20 protein-coding genes, 7 tRNA genes and 2 pseudogenes are annotated in these 24,191 nt (G+C 41.5%); 10 read left to right on the top strand and 19 right to left on the bottom strand.

The features are described from left to right. Nucleotides 1–110: pseudogene (locus FTU01_RS14270) on the top strand (IS982 family transposase); the annotation flags it as partial. A gap of 116 nt (nt 111–226) precedes the next feature. Here the strand turns inward: FTU01_RS14270 and FTU01_RS14265 are convergent. The 4 genes from FTU01_RS14265 to FTU01_RS14250 all read right to left on the bottom strand — a co-directional run bounded on the left by FTU01_RS14265 (nt 227) and on the right by FTU01_RS14250 (nt 3,951). Next, on the bottom strand, nt 227–643 hold the full coding sequence (locus tag FTU01_RS14265) for a heme-binding protein (RefSeq protein WP_180139735.1): 417 nt from the start codon (nt 641–643) through the stop codon (nt 227–229). A 127-nt stretch (nt 644–770) separates the two neighbouring features. Continuing rightward, nucleotides 771–2,072 carry a glutamate-1-semialdehyde 2,1-aminomutase gene (hemL, locus tag FTU01_RS14260; RefSeq protein WP_034706389.1) on the bottom strand — a complete coding sequence of 434 codons (1,302 nt, stop codon included), beginning with the start codon at nt 2,070–2,072 and terminating at the stop codon, nt 771–773. A 39-nt stretch (nt 2,073–2,111) separates the two neighbouring features. Further along, nucleotides 2,112–2,732: a thiamine phosphate synthase gene (thiE, locus tag FTU01_RS14255; RefSeq protein WP_180139738.1), complete on the bottom strand. Its 621-nt coding sequence runs from the start codon at nt 2,730–2,732 to the stop codon at nt 2,112–2,114. 835 nt (nt 2,733–3,567) lie between these two features. Continuing rightward, nucleotides 3,568–3,951 carry a DUF962 domain-containing protein gene (locus FTU01_RS14250; RefSeq protein WP_159123774.1) on the bottom strand — a complete coding sequence of 128 codons (384 nt, stop codon included), beginning with the start codon at nt 3,949–3,951 and terminating at the stop codon, nt 3,568–3,570. Nucleotides 3,952–4,284: 333 nt separating this feature from the next. On the opposite strand from FTU01_RS14250, the gene FTU01_RS14245 reads away from it, so the two are divergent. Further along, on the top strand, nt 4,285–5,742 hold the full coding sequence (locus FTU01_RS14245) for an inorganic triphosphatase (protein ID WP_180139732.1): 1,458 nt from the start codon (nt 4,285–4,287) through the stop codon (nt 5,740–5,742). Nucleotides 5,743–5,862: 120 nt separating this feature from the next. After that, entirely contained in the window at nt 5,863–7,314 is a 1,452-nt protein-coding gene (locus FTU01_RS14240) for a CYTH and CHAD domain-containing protein (RefSeq protein WP_180139730.1), read from the top strand. Nucleotides 7,315–7,336: 22 nt separating this feature from the next. On the opposite strand, the gene FTU01_RS14235 is transcribed toward FTU01_RS14240, so the two are convergent. Next, complete coding sequence (locus FTU01_RS14235; RefSeq protein ID WP_004786345.1) at nt 7,337–7,969, bottom strand: hypothetical protein; 633 nt, start codon at nt 7,967–7,969, stop codon at nt 7,337–7,339. Nucleotides 7,970–8,079: 110 nt separating this feature from the next. Here FTU01_RS14235 and FTU01_RS14230 point away from each other — a divergent pair, with 110 nt between their 5' ends. From FTU01_RS14230 to FTU01_RS14220, 3 genes are all read left to right on the top strand, one after another. Then, nucleotides 8,080–8,475, top strand: coding sequence for a DUF3144 domain-containing protein (locus tag FTU01_RS14230; RefSeq protein ID WP_004786347.1), 396 nt, complete (start codon nt 8,080–8,082; stop codon nt 8,473–8,475). A 107-nt stretch (nt 8,476–8,582) separates the two neighbouring features. Next, entirely contained in the window at nt 8,583–9,653 is a 1,071-nt protein-coding gene (locus tag FTU01_RS14225; protein WP_180139727.1) for an amidohydrolase, read from the top strand. Nucleotides 9,654–9,687: 34 nt separating this feature from the next. Continuing rightward, the gene (locus FTU01_RS14220; protein WP_159123777.1) at nt 9,688–9,948 is read left to right on the top strand and encodes a hypothetical protein; all 261 of its coding nucleotides are present in this window, start codon (nt 9,688–9,690) and stop codon (nt 9,946–9,948) included. Between the two features lie 64 nt (nt 9,949–10,012). Here FTU01_RS14220 and FTU01_RS14215 read toward each other — a convergent pair whose 3' ends face one another. Both FTU01_RS14215 and FTU01_RS14210 read right to left on the bottom strand, forming a co-directional pair. Continuing rightward, the gene (locus FTU01_RS14215) at nt 10,013–12,784 is read right to left on the bottom strand and encodes a pitrilysin family protein (protein WP_180139724.1); all 2,772 of its coding nucleotides are present in this window, start codon (nt 12,782–12,784) and stop codon (nt 10,013–10,015) included. A gap of 141 nt (nt 12,785–12,925) precedes the next feature. Further along, a complete protein-coding gene (locus FTU01_RS14210; RefSeq protein WP_180139721.1) occupies nt 12,926–13,747 on the bottom strand; it encodes a PhzF family phenazine biosynthesis protein in 822 nt (273 codons plus the stop codon). Between the two features lie 116 nt (nt 13,748–13,863). On the opposite strand from FTU01_RS14210, the gene FTU01_RS14205 reads away from it, so the two are divergent. Beyond that, nucleotides 13,864–14,448 (top strand): flavin reductase family protein, encoded by a 585-nt coding sequence (locus FTU01_RS14205; protein WP_180139718.1) that lies wholly within the window; start codon nt 13,864–13,866, stop codon nt 14,446–14,448. A 120-nt stretch (nt 14,449–14,568) separates the two neighbouring features. Then, nucleotides 14,569–15,303 (top strand): hydroxyacylglutathione hydrolase, encoded by a 735-nt coding sequence (gloB, locus tag FTU01_RS14200; RefSeq protein WP_180139714.1) that lies wholly within the window; start codon nt 14,569–14,571, stop codon nt 15,301–15,303. Nucleotides 15,304–15,314: 11 nt separating this feature from the next. Here gloB and FTU01_RS14195 read toward each other — a convergent pair whose 3' ends face one another. Beyond that, the gene (locus FTU01_RS14195) at nt 15,315–15,587 is read right to left on the bottom strand and encodes a hypothetical protein (RefSeq protein ID WP_004786360.1); all 273 of its coding nucleotides are present in this window, start codon (nt 15,585–15,587) and stop codon (nt 15,315–15,317) included. 418 nt (nt 15,588–16,005) lie between these two features. On the opposite strand from FTU01_RS14195, the gene FTU01_RS14190 reads away from it, so the two are divergent. Beyond that, nucleotides 16,006–16,209, top strand: coding sequence for a hypothetical protein (locus FTU01_RS14190; RefSeq protein ID WP_004786362.1), 204 nt, complete (start codon nt 16,006–16,008; stop codon nt 16,207–16,209). 144 nt (nt 16,210–16,353) lie between these two features. Here the strand turns inward: FTU01_RS14190 and FTU01_RS14185 are convergent. From FTU01_RS14185 to FTU01_RS14145, 9 genes are all read right to left on the bottom strand, one after another. Continuing rightward, nucleotides 16,354–16,438 (bottom strand) — tRNA-Leu (locus tag FTU01_RS14185). Between the two features lie 40 nt (nt 16,439–16,478). Continuing rightward, nucleotides 16,479–16,552: transfer RNA gene (locus tag FTU01_RS14180), tRNA-Trp, on the bottom strand. 33 nt (nt 16,553–16,585) lie between these two features. Continuing rightward, nucleotides 16,586–16,670, bottom strand: a tRNA-Leu gene (locus FTU01_RS14175). Between the two features lie 352 nt (nt 16,671–17,022). Continuing rightward, nucleotides 17,023–17,108, bottom strand: a tRNA-Leu gene (locus FTU01_RS14170). Nucleotides 17,109–17,493: 385 nt separating this feature from the next. Beyond that, a tRNA-Leu gene (locus FTU01_RS14165) sits at nt 17,494–17,578 on the bottom strand. Between the two features lie 40 nt (nt 17,579–17,618). Beyond that, nucleotides 17,619–17,692: transfer RNA gene (locus tag FTU01_RS14160), tRNA-Trp, on the bottom strand. 33 nt (nt 17,693–17,725) lie between these two features. Continuing rightward, nucleotides 17,726–17,810, bottom strand: a tRNA-Leu gene (locus FTU01_RS14155). A 107-nt stretch (nt 17,811–17,917) separates the two neighbouring features. Continuing rightward, complete coding sequence (locus tag FTU01_RS14150; RefSeq protein ID WP_373686387.1) at nt 17,918–18,757, bottom strand: protein kinase; 840 nt, start codon at nt 18,755–18,757, stop codon at nt 17,918–17,920. After that, nucleotides 18,729–20,237, bottom strand: a complete 1,509-nt coding sequence (locus FTU01_RS14145) for a DUF3336 domain-containing protein (RefSeq protein ID WP_180139708.1) — start codon at nt 20,235–20,237, stop codon at nt 18,729–18,731. Before FTU01_RS14145 ends, FTU01_RS14150 begins: the two co-directional genes overlap by 29 nt. Nucleotides 20,238–20,426: 189 nt before the next feature. Between FTU01_RS14145 and FTU01_RS14140 the strand changes: the two genes are divergently transcribed. Next, on the top strand, nt 20,427–21,299 hold the full coding sequence (locus FTU01_RS14140) for an ATP-binding protein (protein WP_180139705.1): 873 nt from the start codon (nt 20,427–20,429) through the stop codon (nt 21,297–21,299). Nucleotides 21,300–21,356: 57 nt separating this feature from the next. Here FTU01_RS14140 and FTU01_RS14130 read toward each other — a convergent pair. Further along, nucleotides 21,357–22,401 (bottom strand): annotated as a pseudogene (locus FTU01_RS14130) (hypothetical protein). Nucleotides 22,402–22,934: 533 nt separating this feature from the next. Further along, complete coding sequence (locus FTU01_RS14125; protein ID WP_180068257.1) at nt 22,935–23,873, bottom strand: sensor domain-containing diguanylate cyclase; 939 nt, start codon at nt 23,871–23,873, stop codon at nt 22,935–22,937. Between the last annotated feature and the right edge of the window lie 318 nt (nt 23,874–24,191).

Here is a 24,191-nt window from a genome sequence, read left to right as displayed (position 1 = left end):
AAGCACGTAGTGTTCATGGATTTCTAGGAGGGATTTACGCGTCCTTGTGTGCATATCAACTGATCCATAAAAATAAGCCAACAATTCAAATTATGAAGTCATCGGCTTAAGCAGGATTCGGGTTATTTATAATCTTAGAACCTAATAAAAACCCAAGTAAACCAACTTGGGCTTTGTTAAATTTATTCATACTCACTATAATTTTGTATTTTCCAAATACAAACACCTAATTTTGTAGTGCCAAAAACTTCTCAATCGCCTGCTGTGCAATCGCAGCATCTTGGAAAGACTTCACGCCAGAAACCCCCATCCCACCAACCAACTGACCCTGATACAGAATCGGCTCACCACCTTCTAACATCCCAGAAAAAGTATCCATCGTCAGAAAGCCCATTTGACCGCCTTTGATAATATCTTCAAACAGTTTGGATGGGCGGCGACTAATGGCAGAACAACGTGCTTTTTCCAGACACAGGTTTGCTGTCATCGGTGAAGCACCATCCATACGCTTCATTGCCAGCAAATTGCCAGTTTCATCAACTACAGCAATACTAACATTAAAGCCATTTTCTAGCGCATATTCATAGGCCTGATTTAACAAAAACTCAGCGTCGCTTAAAGTCAGATAATGTTTGGTTTTCATTCAACTATCCAATTTCTAATTTATCAATTTCAAATCTTTGCGGTCTAATTAAAAGAATAAAATAAGCCCGAAGGAATTCGGGCTTATGTTCCCTCTCCTTTTAGGAGAGGGTTAGGGAGAGGTTGTATTACCCTTTCATTTCAGCAAAAGTTTCTTTAGCCGCTTGAATCGTAAATTCAATATCTTCATCACTATGCGCAGCTGAAATAAATCCCGCTTCAAATGCAGATGGAGCCAGGTTCACACCACGACTTAACATGCCATGGAAGAATTTCTTGAAAGCTTCTACGTCACATTTCAGCATTGAATCAAAGCTGGTGATGTCTTCTTGATCAGTGAAGTACAGACCAAACATGCCGCCCACTTGCTGGGTCTTGAATGGAATACCGGCTTCATCCGCAGCTGCTTGTAAACCTGCAAGAAGTTTTTCAAGTTGAGCAGTCAGTTTTTCATAAAAACCTGGCTCACGCAGATGTTTAAACATCTCGATCCCGGCACGCATTGCTAGCGGGTTACCGGACAAAGTACCTGCCTGATACACGTTACCTAGTGGCGCGATGCATTCCATCACTTCACGCTTACCGCCAAAAGCACCGACTGGCAACCCCGCACCAATAATTTTACCCAAAGTCGTTAAATCAGGAGTCACGCCATAATGTGCCTGAGCACCACCAAGACCCACACGAAAGCCTGTCATCACTTCATCAATAATGAAGACTGAACCATGTTCGTCACAGACATCACGAATAGCTTGTAGAAAACCATCAATCGGTTTCACCAGATTCATGTTCCCTGCCACTGGCTCTACGATCACACCGGCAATTTCTGAACCGAACTTGGCAAAGCATTCTTTTAAAGTGGCGATGTCGTTATAAGGAAGAGTTAAAGTATGTTTGGCAAAATCAGCAGGTACACCCGCAGAAGTCGCTTCACCTTCGCCTTTAGTTAACAAGCCAGAACCTGCTTTTACCAGCAACGAGTCAGAGTGACCGTGATAACAACCTTCAAATTTTACGATCTTGTCACGACCAGTATAACCACGTGCCAGACGAATCGCAGTCATGGTCGCTTCAGTACCAGAATTCGTCATACGTACCAATTCAATGGATGGCATGATGTCGCAAATGATATCTGCCAAAGTGGTTTCATGCACGGTTGGTGCACCAAAGCTTAAACCATCAACAGCTGCATCTTGCACCGCTTTAATGATTGATGGATGCGCATGACCCAGAATCATTGGGCCCCATGAACCCACATAGTCCACATAGCGCTTGCCATCGACATCGTACAGATAAGCACCTTGTGCTTTCTCGATAAAGATAGGCGTACCACCCACGCCATTGAAAGCACGTACAGGTGAGTTAACACCACCCGGAATATGTTTATTGGCTTGTTTAAATAGTTGTTCTTGCTTTGGAGATAAACTCATGAGAATCACTCAACTCAAAAATACAATAAGAAATAAAAATTAAGCTTGTTCAGCAAATAGTTCCGACCAATCATACACTCGTTGACCGACAGTCGACATTGAGCGACCCAATACATCACTAATGACTGCACACAGATCTGCACCAGCCTCGATGACCTCTTTCGAGTTTTCCACCGTCAAACCGCCAATAGCGCAAATCGGTACATTTAATTTTCTTTTGGCTTGTTTTAAGGTTTCCAGACCAATATTACCTGCTTCTGGCTTGGTATCAGTCGCATAGATCGCGCCAAAGGCTACATAATTAGCCCCATCAGCAATGGCTTGTTCAGCAAGCTCAAGTGAGTTATTACAACTGCGGCCAATCAATACATTTTTAGGCAAACGCTCAACAGCTTCCTGGATTGAACCATCATCCTGACCCAAATGCACGCCTACGCCATATTTTACTGCAGTTTCCAAATCGTCATTAATTACAAATGGAACTTTGTACTGTTCACACATTTGTTTCATATATTCGATTTCGTAAGCCTGATCTTCTTTCGCTACTTTTTTACGACGATACTGAAGTACCGCAACTTCATAAGTCGCCATTGCACCTTCAAGTTTTGCCAGGAGAAGTTCAATAGGATCATCATTGGTAATTAAATACAAACCGCGCATGACTGCCGCCATTCAAAATACATACGCTATTATAGGCATAAATGGGCGAGTTTCCCCATCCTAAACACTGAATAATACCCGATTCAGGGATTAGATTATTATTTGTACTTTTTATACAGGTGATTGATCAATATCCCTATTTTCAGTGATAGGCGACTGCGAGAATTTACGTTTTAATGGTTTTATAACAATAATGATAAAGTGTTAATGCTTACGCCCTCCGACAAACGCTTTTAGGATTTTGCAGATAACTTAGTGGAGAAGTTGCAAAATTCTGAAAGCGATTTTTTTATGTCCGGATTTTACGATTCCTGTGTATAAAATTGCTTGAATACCATTAATCACAAAACTTAAAGAAAACTTCAAAATACCTAATTTCAGGGATAGGTCTACATGCATTAAAGGATTTAAATAAGTTCGAACACAACACATAAATAGAAAAGCAAAAGCTGTGTTTTATCTACCAGATCCTTTCTAGCTTTGGGTAAACCGTTTATGGGGAGACGTGTCAAAGCTAGAAAGGATCGACCCATCTAAGCAGAACTGACCATCTTATCTCTCAAACTTGGTTCATTCATCTCGTGAATATTTTCTAAATCATTCAGATAAATTAAAAATACGTCAATGCAGATCTTTCTATTTTTTTAAATATAAAAAAAGCCCGGAGAAGGTCGCTCCAGGCTTGGAAAACTGATTTATTCAGTGAATTATACTCTTTGATAAAATACTGAATAAGCAATAAAACAATTAATAGAATAATAACTCTACACTTGCAAGTGTTTTTATCGTTTTTATTGCAATACTTAAGCATAAATCCGATAAAACGTCATAAGCCCTAACTTGGAATTTTGTCGTGCTTACGATCGACCAGGCTCAGGTTACCACGTAATACATCGGCAAACATACGCCAGTCTGAAATAAAACTGTATAGCGGCTGTTTAAAGCTGGCCGGTTTATTCTTTTCAAAAATGAAATGACCAATCCAGGCACAGGCATAACCTGAGAGTAGTCCATAGGCCAGATATTTAGCTTTACGCTGATGAAGGGCTTTGCTAAAAAAATATAAACCGATACTGCTGCCTGCGACATGCAAACGGCGGCTCATAATATGGCGATGCTCGGTTAGATAAAACCGGTAAAACTCATGATAGTCATGAATCGGCATTTGTGGAGAAGTCAGTTCTGCAATCTCATTGCTCGGCTGCACTTGTGCATTCATTATCATCATCCTGATCTTTTTTCTTCACCTTAGCGCATAATTTAGGCAATTAAAAGTACCTTTATTTTCATGTAATTCTGTACCTGAATTTGGCTTAGATATTGAATTGTCATGCTTTCAGTAGAAACCGGCGAATGAGATCAGCATTTTAATTTTTCCATTTCCATTTTTTTCAATCGGTCAAGTCTTACATCAGATTGGTTTTTCGTTACAATCAGCCGCTCAAAAGTCTAAAAAATATTTCCGTTTCATATCGGAATTTCATGCAAGCGAATAAAAATTCAATTTATTTTTTAATATTTTTCAATAAATTGAATAGACAGGATGATTATCATGGTTGAAGTTGAACTCAAGTTCCAGATTCCCGCGGTACGCCGTACTGCCCTGCTTAAGGCACTTGATCCCAAGAAATCTCAACAGATCCTGCTTCAAGCCAAATACTATGATACTGCAGACCGTCAACTGGCCCAGCATGGAATTGCCCTACGCCAACGATTAGAAGGCAGTCGTTGGGTTCAGACGTTAAAAGCGGCAGGCAAAAGCCACATTGAACGTTTCGAGCATAATCATGATCTGGGTGAATTAGAATATTCTCCTGAGCTGGACCTGAGTATTTACAAGCAGTCTGCTGAAGCGCAAACCTTGCTTAATCGTGCTTTAGGTGATCAGTTTGACCAGCTGCAATTGCAGTTTGAAACCGATATTGCCCGTACCTTGCGCGTGATTGAATATGAAAACACATCAATCGAAGTCAGCCTGGATATCGGCTGTATTCGCACGCCTCATGCTGAACAGGAAGTGCATGAAGTTGAATTCGAGTTAAAGCATGGCTCAATTCAGGATTTGCTGGCCTTTAGTTTTGAATGGGTCAAAAAATATCAGCTGTGGCTGGATGTACGCAGTAAGGCAGAAATTGGGAATTTGTTAGCGACTCATCAGAATGTAAGTCCCGCTACTTTTGCCAAAGAATTCCAGATCAGCAAAAAAGACAGTGCGGGTAAAAACCTGTGTCATCTAGTGGCCCAGCAAATGCAGCACCTGTTACCCAATATTGCGGCAATCTCCGCGCAAGTGGCAGAGCAGGAACATATTGATCAGGCACAACAGGCCTTGGATCATCTCTATCTGACCCTACTTTTGTTTAAAGATTGGCATCCCCAAGTTTCAGACAAATGGGCGCATCAACTTGCCGCATTTAAACATCAGTTTGAACATCTGCAACATTTACAGCACATGCAAAACACTCTGGCTGGCTTCCTGCAAAATCCTATGACCGCAGAGAACCTGACTAAAGATATTCTCTATGCCAAAGAGAAGCTGGGCAATCTGGTGAAATCCACCCAAAATGTGCATCACTATCTGGAATTGCTGATCTTCAGCTTAAGTACAAATGAAGCTAAGCCGCTGGAATTGAAATCTGCAGCGCAAACTACCTTGCAGCAACAATACAAAGTCTTGCAGGAACAGATGAACCAGACTGATATTACCAATTTTGAGAGTCTGGATCAGCTAGCAATTCGCATTCAGGAATTAAAATTCAGCTTCCCAATTTTGACCACGATTTATGATGTCAAAAACCTACAAAAATACAGCAAGGCTTTAAATGATGCACAGCAGGCAGCAAATGAATATCAGACATTGGCCTCCTCTGCCCTGTATATCCAGCAGACTGAGCTGGAAGCCAGTGACTGGTTTGTGTTGGGTTGGCTGACTGCCAAGCAGGAAGTCTATGCACAGCGCTTACTGGAAGCGACAGAACAGTTTCTGGTCAGCCGCAAATTTCTTAAATAAGTATTTAACTGACTTTCAAAGCACGCTACGGCGTGCTTTTTGTTGCACAAGCACATCACAATACTTTTGTTGTTTGGTCTATATTGATTGTTATGAGCTTCATCGAGAAGGAATGGCCCGATGGCAGAAATCGAACTCAAATTCCAGATTCCGCAAAGTATACGTCACCAATTCGAACAAGATTTTCAGCAGTACGGGCCAACTCGACATCATTTATGTGCCAAATACTTTGATACTGCCGATCAGCAGTTACAGCAGCACAAAATTGCACTCCGGCAGCGTCTGGAAGATCAGCAATGGTTTCAGACCTTAAAAGCACCGAGCCAGCATCAATTTGAACGCTTTGAGCTGGAAGAAAGACTGGATACCGCACCGGACAACTGTGATTTAAAAGCTTATGCCAAGCATAAACAGGCTCGGAAGATTCTAAAACAGGCACTTCACACCCTAGATACGTCTCTGACTCTACAATTTGAAACTGATGTAGAGCGGGATCTCTGGATTGAAAATTACCGAGGAAGTCAGATTGAAATTGCACTGGATAGAGGTGAGATTCGTTCTAATGGCCAGACCTTGGATATTTATGAAGTTGAATTTGAGCTCAAAAGTGGCAAACTTGATGACTTAATTGATTTTGTTAAACCCTGGATTCAACGCTATCAGTTATGGATAGATGTACGCAGCAAGTCCGAGCGTGGTTATGCCTTGTTAAATAATGCAATTGATCTCCCTGTTCAGCATCAAACAACTTTACAGCTCGCAGCTAAAGACGATATTCATCATATCTTGCAAAAAATTATCACCAACTGTCTGACGCACCTGTTTCCCAATGCGACGGCGATTGCGCTAGAGAATTACAATAGTGACCATGTGCACCAGGCCCGCGTCGCTATCCGGCGTTTACGCAGTGCCTTAAAAATCTTCCAGCCCTATCATCAGGATTTGCCAGAGGAATGGCAGGATCAGTTACGCAATACCTTCCAGCAATTAGGCTCTACTCGGGATCGCGATGCTTTAGCTGAAAGTCTGCTTCCTCAGCTAGAAGCTGCGGGTTCACCAGTATTGCAGTTGCCTCCAACCCAACAGGATCAGGCAGATATTAGCCAATTATTCAGAAAGCCAGCTACGATGGAGCTGATACTGGAGCTACTACAATTTAGTCAGGATCAGAGTGCAAACCAGCAAAAGTCCTCGCATAAACTCCTGTGTAAAGGACTCAGCAAACTGCATCAGAAAGTCTGTGCAGATGCAGAGAATTATCAGGAACTGGATATTGAATCACGCCACCGAACCCGCAAGCGGGTTAAACGCTTGCGTTATAATGTGGAATTTCTGCAAAGCCTGTTTCCGGAAAAGGAAATCAAAAGATATCTGAAAGCGTTAAAGCCCTTACAGGAGACTTTAGGTCATTATAATGACCTGTTTGTCGCAGAAAGCCTGTATAGGCCTTATGCCAAAAAACATTCCAAGGCATGGTTTGTCATCGGCTGGCTCACCGCAGAACAGCAGCATCTGTCGGAACAGGCTGCCGAGCAGTTACAAAAATTTTCTCACACCCAGCCATTCTGGTAAGAGATAAATAGACAAAATTGCTCTAGCGATATTTTCCATATACTTTCCAGGTATTGTTATCAGCTAATGGATCGCTATAACTATCGCTGCGCTGCTTACGCGGCTTATCACGGGCATCAACCAGTTCAAAATGTGGTTCGACACTGAGGACGATGCCATTCACATAGAACCGAGTCCGGGTGTATTCACTTTGACCATGCTGGAATACATAAGTACGCAGATCTACAAATTCACGATGTGCCACAAGTGCCGCTGTCTCATCACTGTCTAGCCAGCGTTGCATGGCCTGAATCTGTTCCGGTTCAAATTGCCCACATTTTTCAATCAGACTAGCAATGCCTCGAAAAGTCTTGGATTCTTTGGCGCGGGTTTTATTAATCCGGATGCGGTCCACATGAAAATAGAATAAAGGCAGATTCAAATGGCTTGGCAAATGAATCGCATCCAGAACTTCATCTTCCATAAAAGGCTGAAACAGGTCTTGTGCCCTTTCAATCAGACCCAGCCATTGCTTGTAATATTCTTCGACCTGCGACTTGGTGCCATAATAAATTGGCAATCCTTCCACATTGGCCAGATTTGCTGGTGGCCAGATATTCTGGCGTAATAAGGCAATATCACTTTTCAGACTCTGTACAGCAATTGCATCTTGCATGAGATTTACATTTTTATTGCTTAGGCTATTTTTAGATTAAGGCAAAGGTTTAGTTTCTGCAAGGCTTTGCCTATAATTAGTGATTAAGATTTTATTATCAGGAAAAATTCATGGTTCAAAAGATTGAAGCAACCGATGTAACCGAAGAAGAAGCGTTAAATGCTGCATTCTTTGAACGTGCTGATGAATTTATTAAACAGGCCAACGAATTTAGCCGTGTAGAAAAAGGCTCTCAGGAAAACCCGGCAGAAAAACGTGGTCAAGTCAGCGCTGCAATGCTGTTTGGTACTGCCCGCTTTAATACCTGGGTCGCTGCCAACAATTTCAAAGATGGCAACGAGATGCGCGACGCTAAAGATCAGGTCATGTCTTATATCTTGCAGCAATTTCAGATGATGCTGGAAGATAACTATGATGAATACTGTGAGCAGTTTGAGAACTATTTACGTTTCCGTCGTAATGAAGAGTTTCATGCCAACAAGCATCAACACGACCACGATCATTAATGAAAGCCCTACGGGGCTTTTTTTAAATCTTTGATTTTTAATTTGACTTTAATACTGGATTCATCCTATAAAAAATGAATAAAAATTAAACGATGACCAAAAATATCATGCAACAACTGCCCTTTCCAATTATAGATCCGCATATTCATCAATGGGACCCTTATACCACACCGCATGCCGCAGCCTCAGCCGTAAAATTATTTGGCAAACATCCCAAACTGCTGAACAAAATGGTGCGACTGATCAAGCCCAAAGCGGTGATCGATACCATTGGTCTGACCGAACATCTGACCGCGCCTTACCTACCTGAAAATTATAAACGTGACATCGGTCATTATCAGGTGGAACAGATTGTTCATATAGAAGCAAGCTGGCATGAGCATAAAGGTACTGGCGTGGTTAATGAAACCAGGTTTATTGCCGGGCTGCCTTTTGCTGAACAGAATATTCAGCTAGGCGGCATTGTGGCTACAGCTGATCTTCGTCAAAAAAACTTTAAACAGCTGCTGCAATTACATCAGGAAGTTTCGCCTAAATTACGTGGTATTCGTAAAATGGCATCGTTCCATGCCGATAAAGGCATTCATGCCTGGACCGATGAACCGCATTTATACTGCAATAAGAAATTTCTGAAAGGATTTGAGGAATTAGCCAAAGCCAATTTAAGTTTTGATGCCTGGGTTTATTCTACCCAAATTTCTGATGTGGCCCATCTGGCCAAAACATTTCCTGAAACGCCGATTGTGCTGGATCACTTGGGCACACCTGCCGGCATCTTTGGGAAAGTCGGTAAAGCAACAGGACAAACAGCACAGCAGCGAGACTATATTTTTCAGACCTGGAAAGAAGACTTGGCTGAACTGGCAAAATGTCCGAATGTGTATAGCAAAATCTCCGGTCTGTTTATGCCTGTACTCGGTCACCGTTTTCATTTAGATCGAAAACTGGCAAAAAAAGATGAACTGATTCAGCTCGCGGCTCCATTGATCCAGCATGCCCTACAATGTTTCGGTAAAGATCGCATCATGTTTGCTTCGAATTTCCCGATGGATCGTGTCAGCACAGATCTGGTCACCATCATTGATGCCTTTAGCGATATTGTTCAGGACTACAATGAAAATGCGTTAAAGCCGATCTTTTATGAAAATGCTAAAGCGTTTTATAAATTAGAAGAATAAGAGTCTGGATCCTTAAAAAAGGAGGAAAATACATATGCTCTGGGAAGAAATGATCGCTAGTCCCTTGTCAGAAAAGCTTTTATATACTTGCTTGGTGATCTGTTTTAGTGGAATCGCATCCTACTATTACCAACATATGATCCACTTGCCCTTTAATAAAGATATCGCTTTAGGATCAATCTTGGTATCAGGTGGTATTTTCCTTTTTCTCTTTGCCACTTTCTGGTGGAGCTTGCCCTGCGCTGTATTATCTGGTGTTTTAGGTGGAATCCTGTTCACCAGAAAAGTTACTTAAATTGGGCTTTTAATAATATGGTAAATCAAAAAATCCCCTCACTTGAGGGGATTTTTTATCAACACTATGATGTTTTCACTTGCTTACCGTACTGATCAGCCATGACTTCGACCAGTTGATCCGGTTTAACATATTTTTTGATAACGGCATCGACATCTGCCTTGGTCAGCTTGGCAATCGCCTGATCACGTTTCTCCCGATAGATCAGATTACGATCTTTTTCCAGTTGTGGAATCAGCATGCTGTGAATACGGCGATCATCTTCTAGTGCAGTGACGCGCTGTTTCAAAATCGTGGCTTTCGCTGCTTCAACTTCCTGCTCGGTTACCCCTTTGGCCAGAAGCTCATTCAATACCTTATGCACAGCTTGTGACACCTGCGCTGATCGGCCAGGCGTATAATTTGCCTGAATACCTAATGCGCCTGAATCAATCCATTCATCATACTGAGCATTGGCACTGAAGCCATAAACCAGCGCATTTTTCTCACGCAGCTCCTGTGCTAAACGTGACGACAGCTGTGAATCACCCAGAATATGCCGGAAGACCAGCATGGCTGGCAAATCTACATGTTCTGCACCGACCGGGAATGTCATGACAGCCTGATAATGACCGAACTCGCGCTGTTCAGACAACGCATGGATTTTCTGTGCCGGATAAACTGTATATTGACCACTTAAGCGCTCATAAGGCTGCTTCGCTTTCCAGCTCGCAAAGTTATTTTTGAGGACTTTGCTCACGGACTTCGGATTAAATTCCCCTGTCACTGCGATCTGGGCATGATGCGTATTAAAGAACTGCTGATATAACGCTACGACATGTTCACGAGTAGCAGCCTGAATCTGTTTTTTTGCCAGTTCAGGTTCAAAATGATAGCGAAGGTCACCCGGCTGATAAATCTCGGTCGCGCGAGACATGGTCAGGCCGGCCACCATATTGGGCTCAGTATAAGGACGGTCTAACGCAGACAGGCTTTGTCCTTTAATCAGGTCAAACTGGCTCTGCTCAAAGGCCGGTTTATTGAGCACATCCAGCACATACTGGAAAAATTCCTCAAACTTCTCTTTTTTGGCACTGATCTGAATGCTCATGCCATTTTCAGAGGAACTGGCCGTGGCTGAACCACCGGACTCAATAATTTTATCGGCAATCTGTTGCAAGCTTTGGGTTTCAGAAGAACGCAGCAGTAAGTAAGCTGTCAGATCCAGAATCTCGCCTTTATTGAACAAACTTTGTGCCGTGCCGAAATTAAGCGCAATGGTGGCATAAACTTTGTCATCCTGAGTCTGGGTCGGGAATAAAGCGTATTTAATACCATTCTTCAGTTTGCCACGTTGAATCTGTTTGTCCTTGGCCTGTAAATATTGCTTGGACTGCGCCACATACTGCTTTACTTCTGCCTGATAGACACTGACATCTTTCAGCGGTTCTGCTGCTTCAGCCTGCTGATCCAGAGTTTGAGCAGGTACTTCAGTCTGGGTCAACTCCTGTGCTTTTTTCTGATCTTCTGGTGTCGGCAAGATATTGCCAGAAATACGATATTCCGGCTTAAAGAATGCTTTATACACCTGGTTGACCTGATTAACATCCAGCTTTTCTATGGCTTGCAGATCTTTAAAATACTGGCTCCAGTCACCTGAATAAGCCACTATATATTCACTTAAACGCGAACCTAAAGCGGTTGCGCTGTTTTTAACATTGTCCGCCTGGTTTCGGGTCAAACTTTTAGCCCGGTTTAATTCGGTTTCGTTAAATGGCTGGCTCTGCTCTACCCCCTGAATTAAGCCCTGCTCAACTTGTTTGACTTGATGATTTGGCGCATAGATAGCACCCATAAACACCAGATTAAAATCTTTATCCAGCCAGGTCATGGACTGCACTGTAGTGGTCTTACCAGTCTCGACCAGACTTTGATACAGGTGTCCGCTAGGTTGCAAGGTATATAAAATTGGAGACATGGCCAGCGTGGTTTTAATACTTTCTTCTGACTGGTTCAGATAAATATTAAATTTGGCCAGATCACTACCTTTTTGTACGGTAAATTCACGTTGTTTGATCTGTTCAGGTTTTAGCGCAGGCACTTTCACCGCTTCAGGCACTTTGCGGGACTGAATCGGACTGAAATGGGTATCAATCTGCTTCAGCACTTCTGCCTTATTAAATTTGCCTGAAATAATCATCAGGGCATTATTCGGTGCATACCAGTGACGATAAAACTGGTTCAGCTCCTGCATCTTGATCGATTGCAGTTCGTTCAAATCGCCAATCGGTAATCGTCCCAGATATTGATTGCCATAAGCTGATTTAAATACCTGATCCATCAGTACGGAAAATGGCTGATCCAGACGGATTTCACGCTCACGTTTCACGATATCAATTTCAGTCGGTACATACTTTTCTTGCAGGACCAGCTTGTCCATGCGTTCTGCTTCAAGGAAAATCACTTCATTGACCGCAGTCTGCTCAGGACGAATCACATTGGTATATTTGGTTGAGTAATAGTCGGTACTGGCATTGGTCATTAAGGTATATTGATCCAGACGGCGCTGAAACTCATCTCCCTTCACATTTTCCGTGCCTTTAAACGCCAGATGTTCAAGCAGATGCGCTAACCCACCTTTGCCTTGAGGATCATTCAGTGAACCGGTCAGATAGACCGTATTCATAAACACTTTATTTTCTTTATCATTGGGCGCAAGAATAATTCTTAAGCCATTTTCCAGTCGATATTCTTCGATATTCTGTTCTGTTTTCACCAATACCGGCTGTGCAAAACTGGCCGCTGTCCAGCCAGATAATAAAATCGCCAAGCTTAAACGTTTAAAGCGTATTTGCATTGTTCATCCAAATTTTTAAGTGTGAATTTTTATTTACAGTCACTCTGATCTTAGAGAAAAGTCTTTATTATGAATAGTCTATTTTATGAGATGCCAAATAAAATACCGCGCAATTTCACGGTATTTTATTGAGTATGTTAATTAAATATAAAGTTTGGCCAGCATAAACAGTTTGGCATAACCTGAAATCTCAATGCGGCCTTGTTCTTTTAATGCGCAATACAATACACCGCCACGCTGAGAGGCCTGATAAGCTACCAGTTCAGTTTTATTTAATTTCTCCGCCCAGATCGGTGCAATTCCGGTATGAATTGAACCGGTGACCGGATCTTCATTAATCCCGTTACTCGGTGCAAAATAACGTGATATGCAATCATATTGGGTATCGCCAGCGGTAATCGCGACATCCAGTAATGGACCCGCTGCTGTAATCGCGGTTCTTTTTCCATTCAGCTGCTTCAGCAATTCAATATTGGGTTGCTCATCCAGCACATCTTCTACTGATTCATATTCAATAATATAACCTTGTGTATTCAGATAAACGTTTTTAAAAGGTTTCGTCAGGGCCTGTCTTAAGGCTTCCGGATAATCTGTGATGAGTTCAGGCTGACGGATGGGGAAATTCATCCGGATTTTGCCATCCTCATCCTGGCATACTGTAAAAATGCCCAGATCTTTGACATGAAAATAAATGGTTTTTGCAGAGCTAAAATCCTTGAATAATACAAAGCTGCTGGCCAATGTCGCATGTCCACAGAAATCCACTTCCTTGGTCGGCGTAAACCAGCGAATTTCATAATTTTCTGCATCCAGCACTTTGACAAAAGCGGTCTCAGACAGATTATTTTCCAGGGCAATATTCTGCATCAGGTGATCATCCAGCCAAGCATCCTGCACGATGACTGCAGCAGGATTTCCCTTAAATAGAGACGTCGTAAAAGCATCCACCTGGTACATTTTCATTTTCTTTACTCCTGTATGTAGGTGTTTAGTTTAAAAGCTTTTTTCCAGAAGAGGAATTTTATATGCTGTGGATCAGATGATTTATTTTTCTCCCTTTTCACTCATTAAGGTTCTTTATGAACAATTCACATATTCAAACTGTACCTTTAGAAAAAGCCTATCGCCTGATTACACATGGCCCCACTGTGTTAGTGTCTGCCAATGATGGGCAAGACACTGATGTCATGGCCGCTGCCTGGGCATGTGCACTCGAATTCAGTCCAGCAAAAGTCACCGTAGTACTGGATAAAAGCACCAAGACCCGAAAAATAATAGAAAATTCTGGCTACTTTGCCCTGCAGATTCCGACCCTTAAACAGCTGGAAATGGTCTATAGCCTGGGGACATTGAGTCTGTACAATGACCCAGACAAACTGGAGCAATCCGGTGTGCAGTTATTCAAATTCGCAGATCAAGAGATTCCAGTAGTAGAAGGTTGTGCCGCATGGATTTTATGTGAGCTGATTTCCGAGCCACATAACCAGCAGACCCATGATCTGTTTATTGGTAAGGTCATTGCGGCTTATGCTGATGACCGGGTGTTCCGTGATGGACACTGGTACTATCATGAAGTCAGCGATGAATGGAAAAGTATTCATCATGTCGCCGGCGGCCACTTCTATACCATTGGCGAAGCTGTCGCAGTAAAAGATGCAGAATAAATAACTGATCTTTTTAAACAAATCATATAAAAAATTCTTGCAAACAGGCAGCTTTGACCACAGTCAGACTGCCTGAATTTATGCTACTTTATCCATAATATCTGTTTGGTCTGATGTCTTATGATGCCGTTTAAAATCCACTGTATTGATGTCAAAAACTCATTACAAAATTATATCTGGTTACTTGAACATACACCGACGCATCAGGTCGCGGTCATTGATCCCACTGAAGCGGTGCTAGTTCAGGATTACTGCACCGAACATGGACTTGAGCTGAGTCAGATCTGGCTCACCCACTGGCATAAAGACCATATCGGGGGCGTTCCGGATTTAATTCAAAAGCAATCATTACCGGTATATGGCCCAAAAGCTGAGCTGGAAAAAATTCCGTTTATTAACCATCCACTTGAACATGACGACCAGTTCAGTTTTCATGGTGTTGAGGTACAGATTATCGCCGTACCGGGTCATACCCTAGGCCATATTGTGTATTTCCTGGATGCCATTGATGTACTGTTCTGTGGCGATACCCTGTTTGCCATGGGCTGTGGGCGGGTATTTGAAGGCACTTATCAGCAGATGTACCACTCTCTGACTCGTCTGGCTGCCTTACCGCCACGTACCCAGGTTTATTGCACGCATGAATATACGCTGTCGAATGCACAGTTTGCCAAACATGTAGAACCGGATAATCCAGCAATTCTGGAGCGTTTCGAACAGGTTGAGCGTATGCGCATGCTTGGACAATGCACCTTACCCAGTACTATTGCAGCAGAACTGGAAACCAATCCTTTTTTACGCGCAGACAGTGTCGAAGAGTTTCAACATTTACGCGTGATGAAAGACTCGTTTTAAACTATAGCTGCTTAGAGCAGCTGATGCTTCTGAGCATAGTCATCCAGTTCCTGCTGGGTGACCACTCGTACCGCATTCATTTCATCAATCCTGACCAGCAATAATCCACCCAAAGCAGGTTGATAACGGCGCGCACTGCCAAATGGCGTATACGCCACCTTGGACTGCACTGAAAAATCCAGCCAGTCTTCATGGCCCAGCATCACAGCAACAGGCTCCTGCCCTTGTTGCTGCATAAGTTCAATTTGCTGTTTGACGTACTGTTCAATATTTAATTCAGTCATCATCAATCTTATTTAAATTATATCCATGACAGTATAAAGCGTTGAGCTTAAAACCATGACCTGAATACTTGGAAACTTTGCTGGATTGTATATTTTTAAGCCTTACTCAAACTCTAAAACTTTAAACCACGCTAATTCCTAATTTAAAATGAATAACAAATAAACAATTATTGATTTAAATATTTGAATATTAATAACTATTCAAAAAATTATTTAGGCTTAAAATTAAAATATTTAGTTACAACATCTTGAAAATAATAAAAAACATAGACTTAGATTAAAAACCCTATATTTCGTCTATATTATCTTGTTCATTAAATCCGCAAATTCAATTAAATTAATTTAAATAAGGGTATTTGCCCTTTAAAACGAAAATTCTCACCCTTATCTATGATTTAACTGATGAAGGAGTTATCTCGTGAAAAAAGTGGTTAAAGCAAAAAACGTTCTCGCATTTAGACTTTGGTTAGAAAAATTGGGGTATTCGGTTCGCACCCTGGCAGACAATCGTGGTTTTAGTTTCAGTTTTAAAAAAGAATATGGTCTGGTGACCTGCGATCTGTCAGGTAATGCATTGGCCATGCAACTGGGTGAGGAGTTTGAAGATCATCTGAAAGCTTAAATTAGATTAATCAGTACACTCATGATTTACCCTTTTATTGAGTAAAATTCTATTATTCCTATAATCAGCCCATTTCGATGGGCTTTTTTTCGTTCATAAAATTTCAGGCAAAAAAAAACAAGGCATCAACCTTGTCTCTTTTGATGGTGGGGACGGAGAGACTCGAACTCTCACACCTCGCGGCGCTGGAACCTAAATCCAGTGCGTCTACCAATTTCGCCACGTCCCCATCAGGGTACCAACTTAGTGTTGGACTTTTTTTCAAACTTTGGCAGAGGATCAAGGATTCGAACCTTGACGAACGGTTTTGGAGACCGTCATGCTACCATTACACCAATCCTCTACTCGGCCATTTTACTCAATCTCTTGAGTAAATTGGTGGGGACGGAGAGACTCGAACTCTCACACCTCGCGGCGCTGGAACCTAAATCCAGTGCGTCTACCAATTTCGCCACGTCCCCGATGGCTGTGTATATTATAGAGATAGCAGGTCATTGACAAGTGATTTTACAAGCAATCACTGCCTATTCCGCTATAAATTAAACAGTTAATACAATTTTTTTATTTTTTATAAGATTTAACAAGAAAACTCGGCCTTATGAGGTTTCTTTGCTACTGCTTTGAACTTAATCTCTAAGCTTGTCTAGCTCAGTCTCAGCAGATCAGACCTCTAGAACCTCACTTATCTTGATCGAGCATGTTGTTTAAACAATAAATGAATCCAATACAAAGAATAAAAAGCCAAGCCAATAAAAATGTCGCACTAAATTTCAGGCAAAAAAAAACAAGGCATTAACCTTGTTTCTTCATATATGGTGGGGATAGAGAGACTCGAACTCTCACGCCCAGAAGGCGCTGCGACCTGAACACAGTGCGTCTACCAATTCCGCCATATCCCCGTGGCTGTGTATATTATAGCGATCGCATCTGCTTGACAAGCGATTCTATGATCAACTCGGTGTTTTTATATCAAAAATTAATCAGTTAATTCTTTGATGATTAAATACTGGCTTATTTTTAATAAAACCGCTTAATTTCATTTCTCCAATTTAAAAAATCAAGTTATTTGAAAGAGTGCTGAATATTAATTTTAATAGTGTTTAGATCAGCCAATTGATTGGATATTTTAAAGGACTTCCCTCTTCTCACCTTCACTGATACTTAGTTTGAGTATTTAAAATCTACTCATCGAAAGTAAGCGAATAATGAAAATGAGATTAAAAGATGGCTCAGCCTTAAATTCCAGGCAAAAAAAAAACAAGGCATCAACCTTGTCTCTTTTGATGGTGGGGACGGAGAGACTCGAACTCTCACACCTCGCGGCGCTGGAACCTAAATCCAGTGCGTCTACCAATTTCGCCACGTCCCCATCAGGGTACCAACTTAGTGTTGGACTTTTTTTCAAACTTTGGCAGAGGATCAAGGATTCGAACCTTGACGAACGGTTTTGGAGACCGTCATGCTACCATTACACCAATCCTCTACTCGGCCATTTTACTCAATCTCTTGAGTAAATTGGTGGGGACGGAGAGACTCGAACTCTCACACCTCGCGGCGCTGGAACCTAAATCCAGTGCGTCTACCAATTTCGCCACGTCCCCGATGGCTGTGTATACTATAGGGATCAATTTCACCTGACAAGCTCTTTTTAAGAAAAAACCACTCGTTTGATTAAATAAAAAACAATATGCAATTTATTGTATTTTTCTCATGCAATTTCAGTAAGTAAGGCCTGTTTTACGGCCTTGAAATCAGACAATCTATCTCGTGAATGCTTTCGAAGCATGTTTTGTATCGGGCTTTGCAAAGCTTGGAATTGTGTAGGTAGCTCAGGTTTAAAACGCTGACAATGCAATAATGCCCAATCTTGATAATCTGTCGCTTCTAAACGTTGCCCTGTAAGCCACTCATAAAAAATGATACCCAGCGTATAAACTTCGCTCTGTAGCGACTTGGCTTGCCCTTGGAACAATTCGGGCGCCATATAACGAGGCGTTGCGTTCATTGCTTGGCTGGTAGTGTTGAGGGGCTGCACCTGCTCAAAATCAATCAAACAAACCCGATTCTGATAAATGACAAAATGCTCTCGTTTGAGATCAGCATGCAGATACCCGAGTTCTTGTAAGCTTATCAACGTTTCTAATGCCCGTAGTATATGCTGACGGACTTCTTGAATTGAAAACAGCTTAGGGCATACCTCAAAATGTGCTGGCGCATTAGGTAAGATCAAAGCCTGATTGAAAAATTCATTCCTAATCTGAAATGGCTTTCGAATAATTTGATGCGGAAGCATGAAAGTCCGCCCTTCTTGCTCACCATAAGCTTCATAAAAGTCCAGCTCATGACTTAAGCCAGTTTGGGCATACCGAGAAATAGCCATTGAATCAAGATTCTGGGTTTTTAACCAAAGTGCTGACGCGGTCTCCGGATTAACTTCTAGATAATAAAGACGGCGACCAAAACCCAGACTTCGGGCTTTGGTCTTAAGCTGGAAATTAAGCTGATGCAGATTGGCGAGGTTAAGTAACAATGTATTCCTGCTTGGCATCTGGAGCATGCTGGTAATTTAGCAGTTCCAGACAATGCTGAATAGTTTTACCTACCCGCTCCTGAGTTTCGATCAGAGAGATTTTTGGCCAGGTCGCCCGCTCACCTTCACGCTGCAACACCTTGAATAAATGCGGACGAGGATTTTGCAGCATATAGCTATAATGACGCAGGCTATATTTACCGACGATATTCACATCACCATAATAACGTTGATCCACTACGCCATAACCATGATCCAGCAAACGGCGGACTGGCGGCAAACTGCCCGCATGCTCACGGGCAAAATCCATAATCCCTTTGGTAAATACCACACTCTGACGGCGTACAATGCGTTTCGGCCAGCTTAAAGTCCCTTTACGGAAGCGTGAAATATCATCCTGCATAAAAGGCACAATGTGCGGATTGGCCTGACTGGCGATGGTGTAATTAATATTGTACAGCCGCGCCATTTTCTCCTGCGGAAAATCACTACGGACACTACCATCTACCCAGCGTGTTGCGCCCATATAAGGCGTATATTGACCATCATGGCGTTTACTGGTGAGACGTACCGGTGGGAACAGAATCGGCACGGCACAAGATGCCAGTACCGCACTCCAGACCAGTACATCTGGAGAGGTATAAGCATTCATGATCCGGGCATCCTGCGCAGCATCATAAGGTGCGACTGCAATATTGATATGTAGACCGGAAGTTTTTAATGCTTCTTCAAAAGTCATATCGCCCAAGTTTTCAATCAGGAATTTTTTCAGGTATTTAACATCCGCTAGACCGCCATTGCCTTTCAGTAATTCACTCATGGTACGGAAATGAAAAGCTTCATGGAAAAAGTTATGGCCTTTTAAAATATCTACATACTGCGCAGGTTTGGAAACGCCCAACATTGCGGTCATAATTGCACCAGCACTGGAACCCGACATCACTCGAGGTAACAAATCCTGTTCCATTAGCGCCTTACATACACCGGTATGAAATAAACCGAGTGTGGCACCGCCCGAGAACATTAAGGCTGGCTGACCATAAGCACGTTGGCAGTGTTCAAAATATTCAATTTTCTCTTCAAGAGTCAGACAGGTACATTGTGCAGAAGCAATATAAGCCAGGCCCAGACTGACTTCTTCTACATAATCCTCAATAATTTTTTTAGTGCCGACATACGTGACGGTAAACAGTAAAGGATGGGCAATATTGGCAATATCATAACTCAGCCCTTCACGCAGGATATACATCAGGTCACGAGTGCGTTTCTGCTGACGGTAACGTTTTAATTTCCCCAGTCGATGCGCAATCACTTCGGCATCAAAATACGGTGAACTATTATCCAGTTTCCATTCTTGTGCCCCAGATTCTTCATCGATCTTTAAGGCAATATATTTCCATTCTTCGTAAGTTTCAGCCTGTTGCAATTGCTGCTTCAGCTTTTTGATACGATAGGCCTGATGTGGATTGATATCCTGAGTAAAATCTTTAAACAGCATCTGCCCTCTTCCCTATATTGTAATTTTCAGACATCCTGCAGCCATGAACAAAAAACAGGCATCTATTTTCTTTGTACTACAATAACGAAAATTCACCACTTTAAGCAAATTATCACACTTTCCAGACTTTGACTGTGAATTTTACAGTGATAGTATTCTAGCCATAATTGTAAAAGTACTGCTCAAATCATGGCGAAAATTGATTTACCTGACAATATCTTAAATGCTCTTTCTACTGTCCTTCTCCAGCTCCAGCAAAGTCTGCCTAAATTAAAACAAAGTCCTGATTTTTCTGCTTATGCCTATAAATGGCAGGCTGGAGAACTCAAACCCATTCACCAGCTCAAACAGATTGAACTGGCAGATTTAAAAGGTATTGAGCGACAAAAAGAAAAAGTCATTCAGAATACTTTGCAGTTTCTAAAAGGATTACCTGCCAATGATGTCTTACTGACTGGCTCTCGCGGTACAGGCAAATCTTCGATTGTGCGTGCCTTGTTGACTGAATATGCAGATCAGGGCTTACGTCTGATCGAAATTGAACGCGATGATTTGTCAGATCTTCCACAAATTCAGCAACTGATCGCCGGTCGTCCGGAAAAGTTTATTGTCTATTGTGATGACTTGGCCTTCAATGCGGAAGATGAAAACTATCGCAGTCTGAAAAGTGTGCTAGATGGTTCATTACAGTCCGGTTCAAGTAATTTTGTGATTTATGCGACCAGTAACCGTCGTCATCTATTGCCGGAATTTATGCATGAAAATACCCCGGTAACCAAAGTGGATGTACCCCAATATACCGAGTTGCATCCACAAGAAGCCATTGAAGAAAAAATTTCCCTGTCGGATCGTTTTGGTTTATGGCTGTCGTTTTACCCAATGGATCAAAACCTATATCTGGAAATTGTCGAGCATTATCTGAAAAAGGCAGATATGCAACTGACAGCTGAAGCCCGTGCTGAAGCATTACGCTGGTGTCAAGGTCGTGGGCAACGTTCAGGGCGTGCAGCCTATCAGTTCTCTAAACACTGGATTGGTTCGCAGCAGTTAAATTCACTGTAAATTCTTTCCCAAAATAAAAAAAGCTCCATGATGGAGCTTTTTTTATAAGGTTAGTTCTTATTTTTTATTGCCAATAATCGTAGACCACAGTAGGTCATCCAGCTCACTGCCATTGAAATAGACAGTTGCTTTTAAGGATTCAGGCTGATTCTGTTTGACCTCAATCACCTGATCATAACTATCAGTAATTTTAAGCACACCCTCCTTTTGGCAGATGCTTATAATTATTCAACACCGTTTCGTCCATCTTGAACGGTGTAGTCGTATTAAAATCAAAACTATAACGGTAATCCGCCAGATTGGGTTGACCAATAATGCTGCCGCTGCTGGTTAAGGTACGAATACCATTACTGCCACTACCATAGTCATCTACAAGGCTATAGTTGTAATTACGCACCAGCAGATATTCCTTGCTCAGCTCATCATACTCAGCGCCAGATTTGCCTGCATTCTTGTCTTCTGCTACTCGCTGAAATTCCAGACGGTCAATTTTATAGCTTTCCAATGCACCTAGATTGTTTTTGCTTTTGGTATGAACAATCGTACCTGAAATCAGATAGTCATCTTTTAGATTAAAATCAACATTGGAACCATAACGTACATTGCTAAAGGTCAAGGTCGTAGTATCACCATTGACTGTCTGGGTAATGGTTGAATCTTTGCGATAGGTTTTATCCAGAACAATACAGTTATTTTTATCTGTTTTTAATTTAAAGGTTTTCACCGCACCATTGGTATTCACCTCCGAACAGATCAGATTTGGATACTTGATGCTATTCACACCCAGATTATAAATCTTGATAATACGGCCCGTGCGTCCATAAGGATAATCCGCAAACACCTCACCAATCATATGACCTAACGCAACGTTATAGTCCGTATCATTACTGGTGCTATTGTTAATTTTATCGCGGATTTTCTCGATGATATCGCGACCCTCAAAAGGAATAAATTCTTCTGAAAGTTCAGGAGAAATACTCTCCTCTGGAACATTTGGCGGTGTGGTCACTGTAGGATTATCTGAACTACCTCCACTGCCACCACATGCTGTAAGCAAGCCTGAAACCAAAACCAGCCCAAAGAATGATATCTGCTTTTTCATAAAATTTCATTCCCTAGAATTTCTTTGCATTTTTATTCAATGAGAATGAAAGATGGGCGTATTAAAATCACACAATACAAACCCAATAACTGTCGATGATATTTTTTCTGGACAGTATTTCTTGCACTCTGATCGTGCTTTATCTTTTAATAAATCAGGGATTAACTCTGTAATTTTAATGTATATTTCATACAACAATGATTATTAAAGAATAAGGTGTTACTTCTAGAGCTAGGTCTTATTAGAGCTCATAACTAACTCTTAGAAATCAACCTAGATAACGCATATTTTCTTTGCAACAATACTTATAGAATTTGTAACCAATTGGTTAAAAAGTCGAAAATTTATCTTTTAAATGGTTGAGTTTAAAGAAAAATTTAGGTTATGTCTAAACAATTAAATTTTGAATAAAACCTAAAAAAATAAGAATAAAAGGAAATTAATTACTTCCATTTATTGTGGGCTTAAAATTTGGCAGCTCATGGCTGAATATTCTCAGACACCTCCTTAAAAATATTAAAAATCAAAAACATTTAAACAGACTTTTTCCAGCGCTTGTACTCAAACATATTTTTGTCTGCTTGCCACTGAGCCTCAACTAAGCCAGTCGTTGGATGACGCATCGCCATACCAAATGCAGCTTCAATTTTTGCTTCTGCAAAGGCTTCAATTAAGCGATCGAGCAAACGCTCAGCTCCCGCTTTATCATTTTCTATGCTCAGGATTACGAATTCATCACCACCGATACGCGCCACAATATCATTGCTACGTACATTTTCCTGAAGGACTTGTGCAGTATGTTGAATTAATTGATCGCCTTCCTTGTGTCCCAGACTATCATTCACCTTTTTCAGGTCATTCAAGTCTATAAATAAGATCGCAGCAGGATGACCGTACTGTTTGCAACGTTCTTCTTCTGCCTGTAGCAGTTTCTCCCAGGCACGACGGTTATATAACCCAGTCAATTCATCTTTACTGGCTTGTTGCTGTAGCAGTTCTTGCTGACGGATTTGCTCGTTCTGACGCAACTCAGCTTGTAAGATTGAGCTCAAAAGCTTGCTAAATAACTCGACCATCGCCAGATCCTGAATGATGGCATCTGACTTGGCTTCAGGATCAACTGCACATAATGTTCCAAATAGACTGCCATCTTCTTTAAAGAGTGGTTGACCAATATAAGATTTGATGCAGAAATGCTGGTTAATTGGCGCAGTCGCATATAAAGGAATTTCTTCAGAGCGAGGCGCGATTCTTGGTCCTTTGCCTGTGACCATATGACAGCAGAAAGAATTGGCCCATTCAAATACCTGACCTGGCTGGACAGCATAGCCATGATCTTCGCTTTGCAGCACAATCCAGTCATTGTCTTCTACCCGGGTGATCATCCATAAATTAAAGCCAAAATGCTGATGCAGATATTTTAAAACTGCCTGTCCCGCATCCTGAAAACCTTTAAAACTGATATTATCCATCCGAAATAGTCTCTGCATCATTCCGCATATAATAGAGTGGGATTTCTATATTATTAAACTATTTTACGGTATCAATAAGAAAATACTTACTGTGGTAGAGTTAAAATAATTAATTTATTAATATTATTTGTTGAATATTTCTACTCCACAAAAGCAATCTAATAAAAAAAGAGGCTTAAGGCCACTGCTGTCCCATAGTTTGCTTTAAATAAAAAAACCTGAGTCCTAACAGTTAAAATATGAGTGCAAACAAACACTTTAACGACCAGGATTCAGGTTTTGTCCCATCAGAATACCGTATTTCATGAGCTAATTAAA

Source organism: Acinetobacter sp. YH12043 (assembly GCF_013419915.1).
In the GTDB taxonomy this organism is placed as follows: domain Bacteria; phylum Pseudomonadota; class Gammaproteobacteria; order Pseudomonadales; family Moraxellaceae; genus Acinetobacter.
The sequence above is the reverse complement of the archived record's forward strand: the minus strand, read 5'-3'. Positions and strand labels throughout refer to the sequence as shown.

Bases quoted from the DNA above. Each gene is read 5' to 3' on its own strand.
- FTU01_RS14150 (WP_373686387.1), bottom strand. From the start codon at position 18,757: ATGCCAAGCAGGAATACATTGTTACTTAACCTCGCCAATCTGCATCAG.
- FTU01_RS14210 (WP_180139721.1), bottom strand. From the start codon at position 13,747: ATGAAAATGTACCAGGTGGATGCTTTTACGACGTCTCTATTTAAGGGA.
- FTU01_RS14205 (WP_180139718.1), top strand. From the start codon at position 13,864: ATGAACAATTCACATATTCAAACTGTACCTTTAGAAAAAGCCTATCGC.
- FTU01_RS14235 (WP_004786345.1), bottom strand. From the start codon at position 7,969: ATGCAAGATGCAATTGCTGTACAGAGTCTGAAAAGTGATATTGCCTTA.
- FTU01_RS14225 (WP_180139727.1), top strand. From the start codon at position 8,583: ATGCAACAACTGCCCTTTCCAATTATAGATCCGCATATTCATCAATGG.
- FTU01_RS14230 (WP_004786347.1), top strand. From the start codon at position 8,080: ATGGTTCAAAAGATTGAAGCAACCGATGTAACCGAAGAAGAAGCGTTA.
- gloB (WP_180139714.1), top strand. From the start codon at position 14,569: ATGATGCCGTTTAAAATCCACTGTATTGATGTCAAAAACTCATTACAA.
- FTU01_RS14220 (WP_159123777.1), top strand. From the start codon at position 9,688: ATGCTCTGGGAAGAAATGATCGCTAGTCCCTTGTCAGAAAAGCTTTTA.
- FTU01_RS14215 (WP_180139724.1), bottom strand. From the start codon at position 12,784: ATGCAAATACGCTTTAAACGTTTAAGCTTGGCGATTTTATTATCTGGC.
- FTU01_RS14125 (WP_180068257.1), bottom strand. From the start codon at position 23,873: ATGGATAATATCAGTTTTAAAGGTTTTCAGGATGCGGGACAGGCAGTT.
- FTU01_RS14265 (WP_180139735.1), bottom strand. From the start codon at position 643: ATGAAAACCAAACATTATCTGACTTTAAGCGACGCTGAGTTTTTGTTA.
- FTU01_RS14140 (WP_180139705.1), top strand. From the start codon at position 20,427: ATGGCGAAAATTGATTTACCTGACAATATCTTAAATGCTCTTTCTACT.
- hemL (WP_034706389.1), bottom strand. From the start codon at position 2,072: ATGAGTTTATCTCCAAAGCAAGAACAACTATTTAAACAAGCCAATAAA.
- FTU01_RS14240 (WP_180139730.1), top strand. From the start codon at position 5,863: ATGGCAGAAATCGAACTCAAATTCCAGATTCCGCAAAGTATACGTCAC.
- FTU01_RS14195 (WP_004786360.1), bottom strand. From the start codon at position 15,587: ATGACTGAATTAAATATTGAACAGTACGTCAAACAGCAAATTGAACTT.
- FTU01_RS14245 (WP_180139732.1), top strand. From the start codon at position 4,285: ATGGTTGAAGTTGAACTCAAGTTCCAGATTCCCGCGGTACGCCGTACT.
- FTU01_RS14250 (WP_159123774.1), bottom strand. From the start codon at position 3,951: ATGAATGCACAAGTGCAGCCGAGCAATGAGATTGCAGAACTGACTTCT.
- thiE (WP_180139738.1), bottom strand. From the start codon at position 2,732: ATGCGCGGTTTGTATTTAATTACCAATGATGATCCTATTGAACTTCTC.
- FTU01_RS14145 (WP_180139708.1), bottom strand. From the start codon at position 20,237: ATGCTGTTTAAAGATTTTACTCAGGATATCAATCCACATCAGGCCTAT.